Source organism: Aequorivita aquimaris (assembly GCF_001573155.1).
In the GTDB taxonomy this organism is placed as follows: domain Bacteria; phylum Bacteroidota; class Bacteroidia; order Flavobacteriales; family Flavobacteriaceae; genus Aequorivita; species Aequorivita aquimaris.
Window position 1 is genome coordinate 1 of the sequence record NZ_JRWG01000011.1, and the last position, 14,482, is coordinate 14,482.

Genomic DNA, 14,482 nt, shown 5'->3' on the forward strand with positions numbered 1-14,482 from the left:
GTGGTTATGTTTTCCAGATAGCCCACCAGGCATATCTTGAAAAAGACCACGGGGTCTATGCTTTTTTGCCCGCTTTGTCCATAGAACTTATTGGTGAGCGGGTAAAGAAAGTCCAGGTCTAGAACTTCTTTTAGCCGTCGGTAAAAATTTTCTTTTGAAACCCTGTCGCTTAGCTTAAAGCTTGTGAAGAGTTTTTCCTGATAGTTTTTCTTGCCTTGCATAGGCATGAAATTAATAAACTTCTCAATTTTATACAAGCCTTTTGCTATATTTGAAGAGGTGGTTGTGCAACAGGCACACTATCTATCTGCATTGTGTTATCATTGCCCTCAAACTCTGACAAAGCATTATAAAAATTGCTTAGTTCTTCATTTTGATTTAACATATTGAAAAAGCTTCGCATTTCTGTTGACAAACCGCCAGAAACTTCCAGTCTATACCTAAAAGTGGCTTTCTTTGCCTCCATATTCACATCACTGGAAAACATTTGGTTTATATAATTGAAATTTGAATCCATCCCAGGCATATTGATAGTTGCAACCGATACGGAATCAACTTTTGCCAATTGCAAATCCCTATGATGAAATCCACAACCCTAATAAGTACCTAACTTTTTAAGAAATAAACTAAAGAATACGCAACTTTTTAATTAAAAAATTTGGAAATAAAAAATCTTATTTTATAAATTTGTAAATATTTTCCTTCAAAAGGCAGACTCGATACCCTTACGGAAGGATTTCTTTCAGTGTTTGATCAACACATTTTTCCCCACTATTCGACAAGTACGCATGAACGGATATAGACTCCCAAGTCGTATCCCATTTCTAACTAGATGTCATTGTCTCGTTATAAAAGCCATAGGCAATGCCATCATAAATGTGAATAGTATGGCAAAAAATAGAAGTTATCTCAAGTTTGAAGGCACCCTAGATGGGTTGACTTATTATGACCAAAAGGGACAATCCCTAGTTAAGACCAAGACCAGCCTCACCAAGAGCAGGATAATGAAAGACGCCAAGTTCAAAACCACCCGTCAGAACATGACAGAGTTTGGTGGCTGTGCCCAAGCGGGCAAAGCGTTCCGAAAAGCCTTTGCGGGAATGGTGGGTATAATGGGCGATAGCTACATCTCGGCGCGCGTCAGTGCGCTCATGAAACGCATCAACCTGAAGACGCCCGGGCTTAGGGGCCGAAGGGGAATCGATCTGGTAACAAATGCAGATCTGTTGGTAGATTTTTCCTTCAACCCAGCAGATTCCCTCGAGGCAATCCTTTTGGCACCCTATGCGTCGCCTACGCTGGATGCAAATAGGGACGTTGCCACCTGGCTTGTCCCCGATTTCAATACAGACAGTTTGCTCAAAAGCCCCGAGGGCGCTACCCACTTCCAGCTCATCCTGTCGCTGGGTACGGTGAGTAACTATCAGTATGTGGATAGTATGACAAAATACCAAGCTGTTGAAAAAGATTTCAACAGCAAGGGCATAACTGCCTACAGCGCCTACATCCCTATTGGCGGTATGGTGGGGGCAGATACTACCCTAACCGCAGATTTGGGTATCGGGGCTCCCCTACCCGCCACCGTAGTGGCCATTGCGGCCATCGGCATCCTGTTCTTTCAGGAAGTGGATGGGGTACAGAATCAGTTCGCACAGGGCAATAGCCTTGTGGTTGCAACGGCTGAATAACAAAAAAGGCCTTCCCCTTTTTTCGAGGAAGGGGGAAGCTTTTTATAAATGCAATGTCTAACCAAAAATTCATGTAAAACTATGAAGAAAAAAGAAGGACTAAGAGGCTAACCGTCGAATATAGCCTACACAAGTCCGCAAAAAAAACCTCCAACCGTTTGGGGAAAGGGTTGGGGGTTTTTGTATTATTATAAATTGTTAACATTAGCCATCCGCTTCATAGTATCAAAAAATGCTTGATAAAATGTTGGGTCTTTGGCATACAGTCTGTATAAATCCAATTCCTGCTTTCGTTGTTTGGACATTACATCATCCAAGATTCTTCGGAAGGCCAAATCTTTATTTTGCTCATCAGTATTATCTGCTACTTTGGTTTGAAAGTCGGGATGTGCTTGTATGGATTTCGTTAGACTAATAAACTTAACTCGTTGGTCTTCTGGCGTTGCTTCCCAACCCTGAAACCATCTTTCATTAAACGATTTTATAATTAATTCTAGAGGATCTTTGTTTTCATCACCTCCATGAGCTCCACGCGGATTTGGATTTTGTGGGTCAACTTCAGTTTCTGCATCATCCAAACCAATACTGTGATTTAATTTTACACGTTCCAAACCATAGGTTGAAAGGTCTACAGAATTAAGGAGTTCATCCAAAGCATCAATATCTGGATCTTTGACTGGAAGTTTTGGAATAAGAAATTTTAAAAACCAAAATAACTTCTCCCACTGGAGAACTTCAAATGGCAATATAGATGCCATTTGCCCATAAATCTTTACAAACTGCTTTGCCTTAATTTTAAAATCTGCCTTTTCATCATCTTCCAATTCTAGTTGATTTTTAAACCGTTCCGCAGCAACATCTATTATAGGGCTTAACAATTGTGCATCTACCTTATTAAAAAACAAGGAATTAAAGTCTTCCACTTCTTGCCATTCATAAACCCCAACTTCTTCCAGTACACTCTTCAATTCGTGGAGCACATTTACATCGGTGGCTTGGCTTAATGATGTAGCTGTATAAAATGGATCGAAAGAGTCTTTAATATCCTCAGTTGAGTTAAAAAAATCAAGTATGAAAAGGTCTTCCGTTTTCTTGCCAAATTTATCAGCAGCTCTATTTAAGCGTGATAAGGCTTGAACCGCAAGCACTCCTTGTAGTTTCTTATCCACATACATAGCACAAAGCTTCGGTTGATCAAATCCTGTAAGATACTTATTGGCCACCACAAGCATTCTGTAGTCATCTTCGTTAAATTTATCACGGGTATCTTTTTCGGCAAAGCCATTCATTTCGGCTTCTGTATATTCTATGCCGTCCACTTTTTTAGTTCCAGAAAACGCAATGGCTATTTTAAAAGGATTGCCTTTATCTTCCAAAACACTTTTTAAAGCTTTGTAATACCTTATGGCAGACTCAATACTTTGGGTAATGACCATTGCCTTTGCTTTTCCCTTTAGTCGTTTCTTGTTTACGATTTGAGGAATAAAGTGGTCAAGGATAATTTCCCCTTTAGTCTGTATGGTTTGTTGATGTTGCTCCACAAAGGCACGTAATTTCTTTTGTGCTTTCTTGGTATCGAACAACGGATTTTCCTCAATGGATTTTTCTATTTCGTAATAACTTCTAAGTGTAGTATAGTTTGCCAAAACGTCTAGAATAAAACCTTCTTCAATGGCCTGTTTCATGGAGTACAAATGGAAGGGCTTAAAGCTATCGTCTTCTTGTTTTACTCCAAATTTTTCAAGCGTAATAGGTTTAGGAGTTGCAGTAAATGCCATATAAGAAGCATTTCCCCGCATTTTTCGCGCCTGCATTGCCCTTACTATTTTATCCTGAACCTCAGTTTCATCTTCTTCTTCCGATTGTTGCCCCATGGCTTGGTTCATTTTATCGTGGGCAGAACCGCTTTGGCTACTATGTGCTTCATCTATAATTACAGCAAACCGCTTGTCACTCAAATCGGCTATTCCGTCTATGATAAACGGAAACTTTTGGATAGTGGTGATAATAATTTTCTTTCCCTGCTCCAAGGCATCCCTTAACTCTTTGGAAGAGTAAGCAGGGGCAATAATATTTTTAACTTCCGAAAACTCCTTAATGTTCTCCCGAAGCTGTTTGTCAAGCAAACGTCTATCAGTAACCACTATCACCGAATCAAATAAAGGATGTTCCATTCCTTTACTGCCTGCTGTGCTTTCGTTTTCTGGATAGGCTTCAATTAATTGATAAGCTGCCCACGTAATGGAATTAGATTTACCAGAACCTGCGGAATGCTGTATTAAATAGGTCTGTCCTACTCCATTTTTGCTTGCGTGATTTATAATGCCACGCACCACATCCATTTGATGATAACGTGGAAAAAAGAGTGTACGTGAACCTAAAGCATCCTTTTTACTACCATCCAAACGCACAAAATGTTGCAAAATGTTAGCGAGGCTTTCCCTTGTAAAAACTTCTTTCCATAAATAGGCTGTTTTATGTCCAAAAGGATTGGGAGGATTACCCTTCCCGTGATTGTTTCCTTTATTAAATGGCAGGAAAAAAGTATTGTTGCCATTTAACTTTGTGGTCATATAGGCTTCATCGGTATCTACGGCAAAATGCACTACGCAACGTGCAAATTGTAATAAGGGCTGTTTTATATCCCGTTGGGTTTTGTATTGATGTTGCCCGTGTACTTTGGCATTTTGTCCGGTCCAATGGTTTTTTAGTTCCATGGTTACAATGGGCAGCCCATTGATAAAAAGCACCATATCAATTTCTTCCCGAGAATTGTCCACCGAATAACGAAGCTGTCTGGTAACACTGAATATATTCTTCTCAAAATTTTCTTTTACCGATTCACTACTACTTGCCATTGGCAATTGATAAAACAATGTAAAATGGGCATCGTCTACTTCTAAACCTTTTTTGAGCAAATGCAGTACACCGTATTTTTTTATCATACGGTCAAAACGATTCAGGATTTTAAGTTTCCAATCGGTTTGCTTTTGTAGTTTTTCTAACTCCTCTTTTTGAGTGCTTTGTAAAAAGTCCCAAAAAAATTGCTCGTCTATAGCAAATTGGGCATTAAAATTACTCGGTTGCCCAATGTAATAGCCTTTACCTGTTCTATATATTTCGGCATCTTCATTCACCGCATCTATAGCAAGACTTTGTTGTTTTAGGTCTTCTAAGGAAATACCTGTAAGGTGTCTTTCTATTGCTGCTTCTAAAGCTTGTTCGTTGGTTTGGCTATGCATTTAGTAATTGTTTTTTTAAAATTAACTCAATCTCTATTAACAACTTATCAAGTTTTATCTTAACATTGTTTACATTTTCAACTATTGATAAGCTTAAAACATCTTTATAAATAATACTTTTTTGAGGAATTACTCTAAATTCGTCATTTAGATTACCAAAATTATTAACTGTAAAAATCTTAAGTTTTTCTTCTCTTTCTGAATCCTCTCTATAAAGAATTGAATAGTGCCATTCTGTATTTTCATACTTAATATCAATAGCATAACTTTTCTCTTTATGTTCAATTTTATCATTAACTAAATCAAAATCTAAAACACACACGTTATGCTGAAACACCCACATTTTTCTATCTTTAAATAGAGATTCTAAAAGTTTGCATTGCAATTCTTTATATCCCTTATCTTTTTCAGAAATTAGAACTACACGTTGAGGACTTTCTCTTAATATTCGTTTTTTATTACAATAGTTTAAAATAGATTTATTTTCAATAAAAGCTTCTCTCCAATCCTTAGCTTTCGTTTTTTTATAATCTTCGATTATGAATTTTAAATCATTAGTCTTGTTTTCTTTTAAATTAACTAATAGTTGTGGAAGGTATTCTTTGTCATTATTAAAAATCTCGGTCATTTCTTTATTGTCACTATTATCACTATAGCCAAAAGAATAACCTTCAATTCTATTTCCTAATCGATAACTTCCATTAGTTTTTACACTATAATCACCAAAAGTTAATAATGCTCTTCTAAAAATATCTGAGTCTTTTCCATTATTATAAACATTATATTCTTCTAATAACGAGGTTAGAGTACCATAAAACGCCTTTAGTTCTTCACAATAGGTATTATCTATTATCAGTTCACGATTTTGCTTGCTGTAAAACAATTTTACGGTTTTGAACAATATGCTAAAATCTCCTTTTAAAAAATTAGTTAGTTTTGTATTTACAGTAATTGCCCAAATAACTTCCTCTAGGTTTTGCCTGTAAATACCCGCTTTTTCATAAAGGGATAAAACCTGTCTTGTATAGCTTGTTAAATAGCTTTTAAATTTATTATCATAACCTTCATCTAAAAAACAGACAATATCTGTTTTACCTGAATCACACAGGCTTTTAACCAACTCTATTGCATCTATAGTTGCATTATCTGGATTTTTAGATATTGACAAAAAACTAGTGGTGCCATATAAAAACATTATCAAACGTTTTGTTGCTATATCTTGTTCTTGTTGGTTTATACAACTTGAATTGTTTATAAAATAAATTAGAGGTAAAATATTTATGTAATTTACTGCTCCACCCATTTCAGATAATAGTTTCTTATCTAAAGGGTTGGTTGCAAAATTTAGATTTAACAGTGATTCTAAAGCTGAAAAAGCATTTTTTAAATAAGTAGCATTTAGTTGTTTTACTTGATATGCGGCGAGAAGCTCTCTTTGTCTTTCTACCTTGGCTTTTGTTTTATTGATATAGTTTTCTTTTGCCTCTCTTAGTGATTGGCGTTTGCCTTTTACTTCTTCAAATACCAAATGTTCTTCACTATTGGTTGTACAAATATGAAGTATAGCCCACCATTTTAAAAACTCTTCAAAACCTATATCTGCATTCTCATTGTTACCTCTGTAAGTCCAAAAGTAATTTTGCCACTCTTCCCATTGTTTACCAACTTGTTTTTTATCGTCAAGTGTTTTTTCTTTCTTAATAATTTCAGACTTTACAATTTCTTGATGTGATAAAAACTCACCTCTACTATTCATATATAAATAGAGCTGTTCTCCTTGTTCACTTATATTGGTATCAAAATAATTTACTTCTATATATTCTTCTATATATTCTAAAAAATTATCTAAACTGTTATTTTCCTTTACAATTGCTTCATTTTTCTCTAGAATGGTTTTTATCGTGTTGTAATTACTTATTAGGTTTACAATGGTTTCATCCTCTTCATATTCATTTTTATAATACTGATTAGATAACTTAATATCTGTAGGGTTTTCACTCAATTCATTACTAATAAAAGACCTCATAAAATTATGTGAGTTTTCTCTCACTTTATAATCTATTTTCAATAGGTTATCAGTAAAATAAAGAGTTTTAAAATCTGCAGTTTTCCCACTTTTTACATACACTGCTAATAACAATAGATACAAGGTTGTAAATCGTTGTTGACCATCTATTAAGAAAAATTTACCTGCATATTCATTATCGTGATAGGCATAAACAAAACCAATTTTAGTATTGTACAATAAGCGACTATACTCTTTTTGCAAATAATTGGTTATGCTTCCTTCTTCAATTTGTTGCCCATTAACCTTGAAGGATATTTGTTCTCGCTTTTTATTTTGAAAATGATTAATTATTGAATTTAATAATTGGGTAACGTTTTTACTTTTCCATACATAATCACGCTGAATTTCTGGAATGATAATTTGCTCAATTTCATTATGAGTTAGTAACTCTTTTATGCTATATCGTCCAGTTCTCATTTTACTACCTCTAATTTATTAATCATCAACTCAATATTTTCTTTAATACTTTCTAAATGTGCATTAATATCATTACTACTCCACACAGTTAAAGAGTTGTCAAATGTAACATTTGCTTTTACTTCTAGCATTTTAGAGAATACATCTATGGTATGCTTTGGCACAAAACTGCCTGCATTAATTTTGCGTAATAATATTTTGCGTTTGGTATTAAAAAAACCATTGCTCAAAGCGCTATTAACACCACTTGATAATAAGGCCATATTACCCAAAACGTCTGCATCTTCAATCTCATCAAATAAAAAATCTATTTTAGAAGTATCTATTTCTTGGTTTGTCTGTACTTCTTGAATTAGGGCTTTATAATTATCGCGTGATGATTGATCATCTTCTGAAACTGGTAAGTCATTTATTTTTTCTTGAATTTTCTGAATAACCCAATCCTTATCATCCTTTACATCTAAATTATTTGCATTAGGTTTTTGCGGAAAAATATGTTCTAAACTCCATTCTTCGTCTATAAAAGAATAAAAATCGAAACGATAATTTCTGAAATTTCCTTTAGTAGTATGGTTTTGAGGAAAGACATTGATTGCTAAAAGCAAGAAAAACGTTTCCTCATATTTTTTATATCCTAGCTTCACTATATCGTCTGTCGATTTGTTTATTTTTTCTAGTACAAACTTTTGTAGGTTTTCAAGCACTTTTCCATTAGATGATTTTGACAGTAAATCTTTAATATTATTACTAAAACCTTCGCTGGATTTTGCCTTATAATTACTTACTATTTGTTTGTAACCTATAAGGTTGTAAAATTGATTATCGTAATACCAACTTTTTAAGCGTTTATAGATATGCTCTATTTGATTAAGGTATTTTGCGGCATCAAAAGTTGTAATTATATGCTGATGGTAAGTATTAAATAATATGTATGGAATTTTATATTGTACTGTATTATCAGAAAAAAATGCTTTGTAGTTTTGAATAACCGATGCATCGTGATTTTCGGTATCAAAACTGACTAACTGTAGCATTTTTTCCATACCTTCTTGTGTTGTACCAAAAAAGAATAAGCTCACGTCTGGTTTAGAAAACCACGTATTCATTTCGTCCCACAGTCTGCCCATAATAGCACGTTGGTCTATTATTTCTTTGAAATGTTTTTTTGAGCTTTGGTTACTTTGTAATCGAGAGGCTTTGGTTAGCAACAAACCTTTAATTAAATAAGCATTGGTAAGCGGTACTTTATTATCGTTTAAATTAGCAAAAACCTCTTCGGCAGTGGTATGTTCGTCTTCAATATTAAGAATGAGCTTTACACTATTTTTAATATAGTTGAGAAAAGCATTAAAATTTTCTTCGCCATCTTCCTTAAGTAAATCAAAAAAGTGTTTAATGCTTAAGGCTGCTTTAAGCATATAGAACTTGTCTTGTTCTTTAAGTGACTCAGCTTCTTGATTATTGGTCATTAAATCTATTATAGTATCAAAAATAGAAACTAACTCTTCATCGTAGCGTGCATAGGTTACCAAATACTGCTTTTTATATTTGGTGATATTTTGTTGATTAAAAAACTGCTCTAATACACTAAAAATTAAGGTTAACGTTGTTAAACGCTGTTGGCCGTCTATAACCTCAAACTGATTTTGCGCTGTCTTTTTTACCGTAATATATTGCAAATAGTATTCTTGCTGACTTTGGGTGGTTTGCGCTTTTATAAAAGCTTCGTAAACATCTAATAGCAATACAGGAACTTGGTCGTAAACACTATTAGATTTCCATTTATAACCACGTTGGTACGAAGCTATATAATACCCATTTACTTTGTAATGAAATAAGCAACCACTTTTTGTGTTAAACACATCTTGTATAGAATAAATAAAATCTTTCATACTAACAAACCCTAACCTTACCCGTTACCACACTATTTATTAAACTACTTTTATACTCTTGTAGCTTGCTTATCTCTTGTTCTTTTAGGCTAATGGCGGTTCCTATTTTAGCCGATGCCGTTTCTATATAGTTGGCGATTTCTTTTTGCTCGGAAAGTGGTGGATACGGAAATCTTTCATTTTTTATTACTCCAACAGCTATTCCTGGTTGTGCTGCTGATTGAGAAAGACGATTAAAATCAGCTACTCTAATAGTTTCACCAAGCCATAAAGTATCTTCTTCGTTTAAAGGATAGACTACAACTGCGTGTTCTGTAGCATAAAATTTTCCTTTTGCATAATTAACGTTTCCACATAATGCTCCTTGTCTCCCAATTAAGGCATAAAATCCTTCATTAGTAAATGTTTCAGCATAAGCCCTAAATCCATTTCCACCATAAACAGGATAACCTTCCTCTTTAAAGTCATCTGACGAAATAAACTCACCGCTTTGTAGGTAACAAATAAACTTTAGAGCTTTCACCTCCCAATGCTCAGGAATCTCTCCAATCCATTCTACACCAGAGTCTTTTAGGGCAACCTTATCATTTAAACCACGAGTGACCGCTTTGTGTATAAGGATTTGTTTGCGTTCTTTTAATAGGGCTATTTGTTGCTGTTTTATGGCAATAGCTTGGTCTATTTTGGTGGTTTTATCGTTCAGAAATTGGGCGATGGCGGATTGCTCCTCTAGAGGGGGGAATACGAACTCTGTATTTGCTATAAGGTTAAAATTTAAAGTTTGCCTCACCCCTGCACCTAAGGTTTTCATAAAGGCAACATCAAAAACATGAAGTAACCATTTATAATAATCTTTAGATAATTCAATAATATCTTGAACTATAATATAACCTGAACTTACAACAACATCTTTGTCAGATAGTGCAATTCTTAAACTAATAAGGTCATAATTTAAATTTAAAGGATTAATTAAAAACTCTCCCTTATTTAATACTTGATAAGAACGTTTTGTAGATTCAGTTACTTTTTCATCATCCTTAAAAACTACTTTACCAAAACTAATGGAACCACAATTTAGATCAAGATTTGATGAAGCTTTCTTCTCTTTAAATATGTGTTTAAATCGTTTTAGTTCCCAATGTTCAGGAATTTCTCCCACCCATTCCACGCCTGAATCTTTATAACTTTCGTAACGCTGTAATTGTATTTCAGTTTCTACCATTACGATAAGTTTAATATTTCAGCAATCAAACCATCGCTTTGACGTTCCAGTTCCATAATATCGGCAGTTACTTCCTCAATGCTTCTCAATGGTGTATGCTTGTAGAAATATTTATTAAAGCTAATCTCGTACCCAATCTTAGTATTGTCCAGATTTATCCATGCCTCATCCACGTGGGGCTTTACTTCCTTTAAAAAATATTCGTGAATATTTTCCTTTAAGGGTATGTTTTCGGTGTCGCGTAGGTCGCTTTCAGTTTCGTAAATTATGTACTCCCCTTTCTTTTCTGTTGGGAAATAGCCAAAATCTGCCAATTGGTCTTCCTTGCAACCCAAATGGTGTAATAGTTTTTGAAGTTTATCGCCCGTTAGCCTTTCCTTCTTTTTAATTACTTTTTTCGCATCGGCATCATACCAGCTTACGGCATTCAATATTGCTTTTTTGTCACTGGCGCTTACCTCTTTTTTGCCTTTGAGAGCATCGCTTACCTCTTTTTCAAAATCGTTATAATTTGTAAACAGTGTGTCACCAAAAAACAATTTTTCCATATCAGAAGCCCATCTTACAAGGTTTGCATGCTTATTCCAGGTTTCCTGCTTCAATAATTTCTTTTTATTGGCTGAAGAAAGATTTAGGTCATTTTTCTCGCACCATTCCAACAGTTCCTTTTCGTGTTGCTTAATATTGCTGTAAACGCTTTCCCCAAAAGTTTCAAAGGCATACTGCATCGGCTCCTGCAAACTTTTATCATAACGCAATGTTTCTATACGCTCTGGTGTAAACTGGGCTTTTAATCGTTTTGGGCGTTCTATGGTGACTTTGTAATATCCAAAATCTTCGTTGTCAAAAACCTGTGCAGCAATTTGTTGTTCGCCATGGCTTTCCATGGCCTGCATTTCGGTATAAACCTTTACAATTTCGTCTATATGTTCTGGTGCGAACTCGCAGTTTTTGTTTCCTAAATTTTTGCGCAGTTTTCTATATAACTGTCCAGCATCAATCAGCTGTACTTTTCCTTTTCTTTGGTCGGCTTTGTTGTTGCTTAAAATCCAGATATAGGTAGTAATGCCCGTATTGTAAAAAAGATTGTTGGGCATCTGTATAATAGCTTCCAACCAATCGTTTTCAATAATATGGCGGCGTATATTGCTTTCGCCCCCGCCGGCATCACCTGTAAAAAGGCTACTGCCATTATGCACCGAAGCAATACGGCTACCACTGGCGCTCTGGCTTAAGGGTTTCATTTTGCTAACCATTTCCATCAGGAATAGTAATTGCCCGTCTGAAGAGCGCGGGGTGGCATCAGCATCTTCTTCCACGCCCCAATAATTTTTTAGTTGTATTTTAAACCTTGGATCAATTACATCTTTACCGTCCTTTATATATTTCTGCTCGCTGCTCCAAGATTTTCCGTAAGGCGGATTGGAGAGCATAAAGTCAAAGGTTGTTCCTGCAAATTCATCGGTTGATAAAGTAGAGCCTACACGAATGTTTGCGGGGTCATTTCCTTTTATCATCATATCACTTTTGCAGATAGCGTACGTTTCGTCGTTTATTTCCTTTCCAAAAAGATAAACATCGCCCAAAGCTTTTATAACACCTTCTTCATCTTTAATAAAATTTTGGCTTTCGGTAAGCATTCCTCCACTACCACAGGCAGGATCATAAATGGTCATTACGGGGGGTAAATTATCTTTTATAGGATCAAAAATTATATGTGTCATTAAATCAATTACCTCTCGTGGCGTAAAGTGTTCTCCTGCTTCTTCATTATTTTCCTCATTGAATTTTCGTATCAATTCCTCAAACACATAACCCATTCCTAAATTGGTAAGCCCTGGTAATTTTCTACCATCGGGATCTTCTTTTTCATAAGGGGTTAAATTGATATAGGGCGATGTAAACTTTTCCAAAACATCGAGCAACACATCTTTAGTTGCCATATGCCGTACTTGGCTACGAAGTTTAAATTTGTCTATAATTTCCTTTACGTTGGCGCTAAAACCGTTCAGATAATCTTCAAAATTGGCCTGTAAAATCTGTTGGCTGTTGGTTGCAGTATCGTGTAGCATTTGGAGGGTCCACTTGCTGGTATTGTAAAAAACATAGTTAGAGGCTTGGCGCAAACCGTTTTCATCCCATTCGGTAAACTTGGCTTCATCGCGTTGAAAAGCTAATTCTTCCAGAACGGCTTCTTTAGTGGGTTCTAGCAAGGCATCTAATCGGCGAAGAACAACCATTGGTAAAATCACGTCACGGTACTTTCCGCGTACGTAAACATCACGTAGGCAATCGTCAGCGATAGACCAAATGAAGGATACTAGTTTGTTGTGAGAGCTTGTATGCATAAAATGGAGTTATTTTCTGTTTTCTTCAAATATAAAACAATATAAATCCATCCCACTACGGAATTCCGCAACTGGAACAAATTAAAAGGGGAGAAAAGTAAAGATATTAAAATTTAAAGTACCACAATCAAAAAATTGCCTTGTTTAAAAAGCGCCCCTACCTAAAGCAGTTTTATCTCGCGTTTAAGGTGGGTTTACTTCGGGTTTATTTCGGGTTTATTTCGGGTTTGGGTTACAACCACTTCTTCCGCTTAAAATACCACAGCAAACCAAAAAACACCAAAATCATCGCTCCCCAAAGGTAGTAATAGCCGTATCTAAAGTGCAGTTCGGGCATATGGTCAAAATTCATCCCGTAAATCCCCGCCATAAAGGTTAAGGGAATAAAGATGGAAGCCATAATGGTAAGCACCTTCATCACCTCGTTCATTTTGTTGCTAATGGTGGTCATATACATATCCATCAGCCCCCAAATCATCTCCCGGTATATCTCAACACTTTCGTTTACTTGAATAATGTGGTCATATAAATCACGAATGTATTTATTCGTCCGCTCTTCAATAAGTGTCGATTCAATTTTTTCCAGTCGGTTTACAACCTCACGCAAGGGCACTACAGCTTTTCTGATTCTGAGAATTTCCTTTTTCAGATCCTGTATTTCCTCTGTAATATCAGGGTCTTCCTTATCGTCAAAGAGTTTGTCCTCAAGTAGTTCTACCTTATTGCTCAAAAATTCCACTACGGTAAAATAATTATCCACTACGGCATCCAGAATGGCAAACATCAAATAATCCGAGCCCAGCCCTCGAACCCTACCCTTTCCGTGCTCCAAGCGCTCCCGCAGATCCCCAAAAATATCGCCTTCCGCTTCCTGAAAAGTAATAACATAATCCTTGCCCACTACCATGCTTAGGTGTTCTGAAGTAAGCTGTTCGCTATCGTCGTAATGCAGCATTTTGAATACGATAAAAAAATAGTCTTCGTACTCATCAATCTTGGGCCGTTGGTTGGTGGTAACAATGTCTTCCTGTATAAGCGGGTGCAATTCAAAGTGGTTCCCCAGCGTAACAATATCATCGGTATTGCTAAGCCCGTTTACATTGATCCAAGTAATGTTTGTGGAGTCTTCGTAGTTAAAGGCTTCCTGTATGTTATTTGTCTCAAAGCGTTGAAAATGTTCCTTCGAGTAATCTATAATGTCCAGTTCCGTGACCGTAGTGGTTTTTTTTCCGGTATAGGCAACCGTACCTGGCGAAAGGTTTTTTGCTCTTTTGGGTTGTATTTTGGTGGTTTGCGGTTTCTTTCTTCTTCGTGCAGCCATAAAAAATTGATTATTTTTTTAAAGGTAGGAAAAAGTAAAAAGATTATTCCAATTTATGGCGCTGCCGAAGTATTTTCTCCACATCCTGAAGCGTAAAGCCCTTTAGCAATGCCAGTGATTCGTCGAGAAATCGCCCAGATTTTTGTACTGCTATTTTTAATTTCTTCATTATAATTTTTTCTTTTAGTTGGATTGGGGAAATAAAAAAACCCGTTTGATTGCTCAAACGGGTTTTCGAATATAGTCGAATTTACACAATAGCCATATCACCTCGCGAGCGCGTG

General features: G+C 35.7%; 10 protein-coding genes. 1 reads left to right on the forward strand and 9 read right to left on the reverse strand.

What is annotated here, in order from left to right:
* Nucleotides 1–221, reverse strand: a 221-nt coding sequence (locus LS48_RS13070) for a transposase (protein ID WP_162266498.1), incomplete at its 3' end; no start/stop codon positions are given.
* Nucleotides 222–265: 44 nt separating this feature from the next.
* Complete coding sequence (locus LS48_RS13075; RefSeq protein ID WP_131807729.1) at nucleotides 266–517, reverse strand: hypothetical protein; 252 nt, start codon at nucleotides 515–517, stop codon at nucleotides 266–268.
* A 370-nt stretch (nucleotides 518–887) separates the two neighbouring features.
* On the opposite strand from LS48_RS13075, the gene LS48_RS13080 reads away from it, so the two are divergent.
* Nucleotides 888–1,688: a hypothetical protein gene (locus LS48_RS13080; protein ID WP_062622954.1), complete on the forward strand. Its 801-nt coding sequence runs from the start codon at nucleotides 888–890 to the stop codon at nucleotides 1,686–1,688.
* A gap of 188 nt (nucleotides 1,689–1,876) precedes the next feature.
* Here the strand turns inward: LS48_RS13080 and LS48_RS13085 are convergent, their stop codons facing one another.
* From LS48_RS13085 to LS48_RS15655, 7 genes are all read right to left on the reverse strand, one after another.
* Nucleotides 1,877–4,930, reverse strand: coding sequence for a type I restriction endonuclease subunit R (locus tag LS48_RS13085; protein WP_062622955.1), 3,054 nt, complete (start codon nucleotides 4,928–4,930; stop codon nucleotides 1,877–1,879).
* Nucleotides 4,923–7,415 carry a GmrSD restriction endonuclease domain-containing protein gene (locus tag LS48_RS13090; RefSeq protein ID WP_062622956.1) on the reverse strand — a complete coding sequence of 831 codons (2,493 nt, stop codon included), beginning with the start codon at nucleotides 7,413–7,415 and terminating at the stop codon, nucleotides 4,923–4,925. Before LS48_RS13090 ends, LS48_RS13085 begins: the two co-directional genes overlap by 8 nt.
* Nucleotides 7,412–9,307, reverse strand: a complete 1,896-nt coding sequence (locus tag LS48_RS13095; RefSeq protein WP_062622957.1) for a DUF262 domain-containing protein — start codon at nucleotides 9,305–9,307, stop codon at nucleotides 7,412–7,414. The genes LS48_RS13090 and LS48_RS13095 overlap by 4 nt, the downstream gene beginning before the upstream one ends.
* Nucleotide 9,308: 1 nt before the next feature.
* Nucleotides 9,309–10,529 (reverse strand): restriction endonuclease subunit S, encoded by a 1,221-nt coding sequence (locus LS48_RS13100; protein ID WP_062622958.1) that lies wholly within the window; start codon nucleotides 10,527–10,529, stop codon nucleotides 9,309–9,311.
* Nucleotides 10,529–12,877 carry a type I restriction-modification system subunit M gene (locus LS48_RS13105; protein ID WP_062622959.1) on the reverse strand — a complete coding sequence of 783 codons (2,349 nt, stop codon included), beginning with the start codon at nucleotides 12,875–12,877 and terminating at the stop codon, nucleotides 10,529–10,531. Before LS48_RS13105 ends, LS48_RS13100 begins: the two co-directional genes overlap by 1 nt.
* 232 nt (nucleotides 12,878–13,109) lie before the next feature.
* The gene (gene corA / locus LS48_RS13110) at nucleotides 13,110–14,198 is read right to left on the reverse strand and encodes a magnesium/cobalt transporter CorA (RefSeq protein ID WP_062622960.1); all 1,089 of its coding nucleotides are present in this window, start codon (nucleotides 14,196–14,198) and stop codon (nucleotides 13,110–13,112) included.
* Between the two features lie 43 nt (nucleotides 14,199–14,241).
* A complete protein-coding gene (locus LS48_RS15655; RefSeq protein WP_262480970.1) occupies nucleotides 14,242–14,367 on the reverse strand; it encodes a hypothetical protein in 126 nt (41 codons plus the stop codon).
* Nucleotides 14,368–14,482: the final 115 nt, after the last annotated feature.